Source organism: Limibacillus sp., from assembly GCA_037379885.1.
Classification (GTDB): Bacteria; Pseudomonadota; Alphaproteobacteria; order Kiloniellales; family CECT-8803; genus JARRJC01.
Genome location: JARRJC010000091.1, coordinates 1 through 4,781, shown reverse-complemented (window position 1 = coordinate 4,781; position 4,781 = coordinate 1). Strand labels below are relative to the sequence as shown.

Below are 4,781 nucleotides of genomic sequence, written 5' to 3'. Positions count from 1 at the left end.
ACCAACGTGCGCGCGGCGTAACTGGCGAGGGCGGCCCAGCAGTCCGGATCGGCGGGGCAGCCGGTCTCCAGGCAGCCGGGCGCAGTGGATAGGAGGTCGCGGCCTTCGGCGGGATCCGCGTCCCGGTCAAGCGGCAGTACTTCGAGCGCAGAACCCGCTTCCGGCAAAGCCCCCAAAAGGCTGCTTCCCTCCCGGCCAAGACCCAAGGAGCCGCCGTCCCAGCGCGCCAGCAGCGGGGCCGCCCCCTCCGCCACGCCCAGCGCCAAGGCCGCGAGGCAGAAGAGCGGCTGGTCAGGGACCGCTATCACCAGCGGGCGGTCCTCCATCAGGCCTGCGCGCCAGACGTCGCTGGACGCCGGGCCGAGCAGCAGGGCCGAGGGACCGCCGGTCAGACGCGCGGCGTCCGCCGTCAGGTTGAGGCCGGTCCGCTCCTGCTCCTGTTTCTCGAAGGCCTCCAGCGCCGCCAGCAGCGGGCCGCACCAGGGCAGACCGTAAAGCGCCAGACAGCGCGCCGCGCGTCCGGCCTCCTGCGCCAGACCGTAAGGCAGCCCTGCGCCGCGCGCAGCCTTCAGGCAGCCACCTTCGACCTCATTCAGCGACAGGCGCATTGTCCGCCCTCTCCAACACAGGAAGGCACCAGTCCTCGGCCCCGGGCGCGCCAAGATCCTCGGGCAGGGGCGCGCCCTGATAGAGCGTGATCCGGGTCCAGCGGTCCGACTTCGGATCGAACTTGGACGCCCCGAAGAAGGAGAGCTTGCAGCGCAGCAGGTCGATCGGCAGACAGTCCGCCGCGATCAGGTTTTCACGTACCTCGCCGTATGGATGGCGCGCCGCGCCCTGGACACGCCGCACCACGTGGCGCAGTTCCGGGTGGCGCAGCAGGAAGGCGGCGATGCTGGCGTCGGCCCCCAGTTCGGCAAGCGCCTCTTCCAGCGCGGCTGAAAGCGCCTGGACCTGCCGGGCGATGTCGAGAGGCGATTCCAGTTCCTCGCCCGCCTCGCGCCCACGCTCGCCCAGGCGCGGCTCCAGCTTCTTCTCGGAGACGTACCAGAAGCGCGCCTCGGCGCCGGGCGCGGCGAAGTCCAGTTCAAGCGCCCAGTCATAGGCGCGGCTGAGGGCCTCTTGCAGGCCGCCGAGCGTCATGGCGGGCTCGACACCGCGAGGCGGCGGCGCGGCCATGAGGTCGGTGAGGTCGTCCACCAGCGCGCCCTGCGGCTCCAACAGCAGGCTCACCAGCATCTCCTGCCCTTCGAGCGAAAAGGCCTCCTCCGCGCGGCGGTAGAGCGAGTCCCAGGGGCGCGAAGACGAGGTCCACTCCTCCTCCGCAAGCCACTGCGACAGCAACGCCAGGTCTTCCTCCAGCCTTGCGATGCGGGCCGACTGCCGGGCGTCCTCGACGCGCCATTGGCCGACATGGGCCGCCGCGCGCGCCACCAGCTCCTCGAACCGGGCTACCTCCTCGGGAGCGGCGCGGGACAGCGCGCGCACGCGGGCGAGCGCGGTTTCGCGGGCAGCGATCCAGTTGTTGATCAGCTCCGGGTGGTTGATCAGGAAGGGCGCCATGCCGAGCCCGGTTGAGTTGCCGATCCCCAGGAAGCGCCGCAGCTGTGGGGCCAGGCGCGTGAAGCGCTCCGGCGCACCCGCCGCCTCGGCCTTCTTCCGTGCCGCCTCCTCAACCAGATCGAGGGTGAAGTTGCGGATCAGGTAGACGGCCAGCATTTCGGCCCGGAAGGGCCCGGCCAGTTCGGGACGCCCGGCGATCCGCTCACGGTCGGCGATCCCGAACTTGCCGTTGCCGTAGACCGCCGTGGTGCGCATGAGATACCCGACCGAGGCCAGCAGGGCCGGGTCGGGCTGGCGTCCCTCGGCGAGGCATCCGGCGACATGCTCGAAGACCCTCACGGATTTGTTGGCGCGCGAGAGCACCAACTCGCTGGGTCGGCAGCGGCCCGCCTCCTGCTTGGGCACGGCGGCGGCGAGCCGCTTTAGCTCCGCCTCGTCCGGCTCACCGTCATAGAGCGCGAAGGTGGCGTCCCAAGCCTCGGCGATGACCCGGTCGCTGCGCGCGTCATCCGGCAGCGCATGGGCGAAGGCGACGAGGCTGTAGCGCCGCGCGCCGGCATCGACGCAGTAGACCGCGCGCCCCTCCCCGTTTCCGGCGATCTCGAAGCGCGGGCGTGAAAAGCGCCAACCCTCCCGGTTCATGCTGCGTATCAGCCCTGGCATGAAGGAGAGCCGCGTCGGGAAGAAGCTGCCCATGCGCGCCAAGCGCATGACCTGGGAAGCGGGCCGCAGATCCAACCCCCCTTCGTCTTGCCGTTCCTGAATCGCCGTCATGACGCGGGCCCGAAGGAGGTCTCGAAGAAGGAGAGCCAGTTTTCGCCCATCAGCCCGGCCACCTCTTCGGGAGAGAATCCGGCGGCCGCCAGACCATCGGCAATGCTTCCGAAATCACGGTTGTCCCGGAACCATTCAGGTTGTGGCGGGAATCCGGCGGCAGCGGCGCTGCCTTCGCCATAGTCGCGTTCCTTGGTCCAGCGGCCGTTGCGCATCCACTCGACGACACTGTCGGGCTGGTCTTGGCAGAGGTCGCTGCCGATGCCGAGCGAGCGGACGCCCATGAGCTCGGCCGTGCGCGCCACCATCTCGCAGAAGGACTCAAGACTACAGTCCGACTTGCCCTTCAAATGGTGGGGATAGAGCGAAAAGCCCAGCATGCCGCCGCTCTCGGCGAGGGCCTTCAGGACGCTATCCGACTTGTTGCGCAGCGCCGGGTGCCAGAAGGCCGGGTTGGCGTGAGTGATCGCGATGGGGCGCTCGGAAAGCTCGATGGCCTCCAGGGTCGAGCGTTCCGCCGAATGGCTCATGTCGACCACCAGCCCGACCCGGTTCATCTCGCGGATCACCTGTTTTCCCATGCGCGTGATGCCGGGGTCCTCGGCCTCGTAGCAGCCGGTCGCCAGCAGCGACTGGTTGTTGTAGCTGAGCTGCATGAAGCGTGCGCCGAGGCTGTAGCAGATCTCGACCAGCCCGATGTCGTCTTCGATGGGCGAGCAGTTCTGGAAGCCGAAGAAGATCGCCGTGCGCCCCTCGTCGCGCGCCCGGCGCACGTCGCCGGCGCGGCGGCCCGGAAAGATGAGCCCGGGGTGCGCTTCGAAACGCCGGTTCCACTCTTCGATGTTGGCGACGGTCTCGCGGAAGTTCTCGTGATAGCAGATGGTGACATGCACCGCGCAGACCCCGCCCTCAGCCATTTCTCGGAAGATCTTCTCAGACCAGGCGCTGTACTGAAGGGCGTCGATGATGATGGGCCGCTGGCTGTTGTTCTCCGGCATCTGCTTCCTGCTCAATGACTGGGACTGCAGCATAACCATGATGAGGGGTGAGCGCGAAACCCTTGTCGCGAAACCCTTGTAGCAAGGTCCCCTCGCCTGCGACGCTGCGTCGCCCTGGCAGTTTGGCGACTCGGATATTAGCTATTCCTTATTGAAACACCGCAGAAGGCTCGCTTACGTCATGACCGCTCTTTCCCGTCTCCGTCTCCTCCTCCTCGCCTCTCTCATCCTGCTTCCCGGCCTCGCCCAGGCCGCGGACTTGACGATCAGCAACGCCTGGTCCCGCGCCTCGATCGGCGCGGGCACGACCGGCGCGGTCTTCATGGAGATCGTCAATCCGGGCGCAGAGACCGTGGTGCTGACCGGAGCCTCCACGCAAGCAGCCGCGACGGCGGAGCTGCACACCCACAGGATGGACGGGGACGTCATGCAGATGCGTCAGGTTCCCTCCGTGGAAATTCCGGCGGGCGGCGCGCTCGCCTTCCAACCCGGCGGCCATCACGTCATGCTCTTCGGGTTGACCCGCAAGCTGGCCGAAGGGGAAAGCTTTCAACTCGTGCTGGAAAGCAACGCTGGGGAGAGCTTTCCGGTCACCGTCACGGTAATGTCGCCCGGTTTCATGGGACACGAAAACATGGGCCAGGGCGGCATGGGTCACGGGACCATGAACCATGGCGGCCAGATGATGCAGCCCAGCAACTAGTCCTTGGCCCTGCTCGCCAGCATCAGGCGGGCGGCCTCGCGGCCCGAGCGGATTGCGCCTTCGATGGTGGCGGGATAGCCGGTCGCCGTCCAATCCCCGGCGAGCCAGAGGCCCGGTTCCGCATCGGCAGCCGGACGCAGCGCCTGCGCGGCGGGCGTCTGGGCGAAGGTCGCGCGCTTTTCCTTGATGATGCGGCAGGGCGCGGGGCGGCTCGGCAGGCCCAGCGCCTCGGCCACCTCCGGCCAGATATGCGCCAGCAGGTTCTCCCCGCTTTCCTCCATAAGAGAGTCCGCATCGCTGATCGTCACGCTGGCGAGATCGCCGCGCCGGAAGATCCACTGCGTCTGACCGCCCAGAACTCCGAGCACGGGCACCTCCGGTTTAGAGGGCGTCCGCGTGAGTCGGAAGTGAAGATTCAGGATCGCGCGGGTCTCCAAGGGTACGGTCAGTTCGGGAAGCAACTGCCGGGCTGCTTGGGGCGGCACGGCCAGGAGGAGGGCTTCGTCCTCCTCCAAGGGCACCTGCCACTCCCCGAAGGAGAGCGCGGCGACCCGGCCGTCCAGCCGGTGAACCCCTGTAAGGCGGCTGTTGTAGCGGGGCTCCACGCCCCGGCGCGCGAGTTCGGCCAAGGCGGGGTCGATAAAGCAGGGACCCAGGCCCTCGCGGGCGATCAAGGGGCGGCAGGCCGCCCCGCCACGCAGAAGCGTCGCGCGCAGCACCGCCGAGAAGGAGGCCGCCGAGGC

Annotated in this window: 5 protein-coding genes; 1 reads left to right on the top strand and 4 read right to left on the bottom strand. The window is 68.4% G+C overall.

The genetic code is table 11. From position 1 onward, the window contains the following. The 3 genes from P8X75_14550 to P8X75_14540 form a co-directional block, all read right to left on the bottom strand. Positions 1 to 608: DUF3726 domain-containing protein (locus tag P8X75_14550; GenBank protein MEJ1996402.1), on the bottom strand; the 608-nt coding region annotated here is incomplete at its 3' end. Then, on the bottom strand, positions 589 to 2,337 hold the full coding sequence (locus tag P8X75_14545; protein MEJ1996401.1) for a hypothetical protein: 1,749 nt from the start codon (positions 2,335 to 2,337) through the stop codon (positions 589 to 591). The genes P8X75_14545 and P8X75_14550, both read right to left, overlap by 20 nt. Then, positions 2,334 to 3,335 carry a membrane dipeptidase gene (locus tag P8X75_14540; GenBank protein ID MEJ1996400.1) on the bottom strand — a complete coding sequence of 334 codons (1,002 nt, stop codon included), beginning with the start codon at positions 3,333 to 3,335 and terminating at the stop codon, positions 2,334 to 2,336. The genes P8X75_14545 and P8X75_14540 overlap by 4 nt, the downstream gene beginning before the upstream one ends. Positions 3,336 to 3,516: 181 nt before the next feature. On the opposite strand from P8X75_14540, the gene P8X75_14535 reads away from it, so the two are divergent. Continuing rightward, positions 3,517 to 4,038, top strand: a complete 522-nt coding sequence (locus tag P8X75_14535) for a copper chaperone PCu(A)C (GenBank protein MEJ1996399.1) — start codon at positions 3,517 to 3,519, stop codon at positions 4,036 to 4,038. Here the strand turns inward: P8X75_14535 and P8X75_14530 are convergent. Further along, positions 4,035 to 4,781, bottom strand: a 747-nt coding sequence (locus P8X75_14530) for an FAD-dependent oxidoreductase (protein MEJ1996398.1), incomplete at its 5' end; no start/stop codon positions are given. The two genes, P8X75_14535 and P8X75_14530, sit on opposite strands and share 4 nt — an antisense overlap.

Bases quoted from the DNA above. Each gene is read 5' to 3' on its own strand.
- P8X75_14540 (MEJ1996400.1), bottom strand. From the start codon at position 3,335: ATGCCGGAGAACAACAGCCAGCGGCCCATCATCATCGACGCCCTTCAG.
- P8X75_14535 (MEJ1996399.1), top strand. From the start codon at position 3,517: ATGACCGCTCTTTCCCGTCTCCGTCTCCTCCTCCTCGCCTCTCTCATC.
- P8X75_14545 (MEJ1996401.1), bottom strand. From the start codon at position 2,337: ATGACGGCGATTCAGGAACGGCAAGACGAAGGGGGGTTGGATCTGCGG.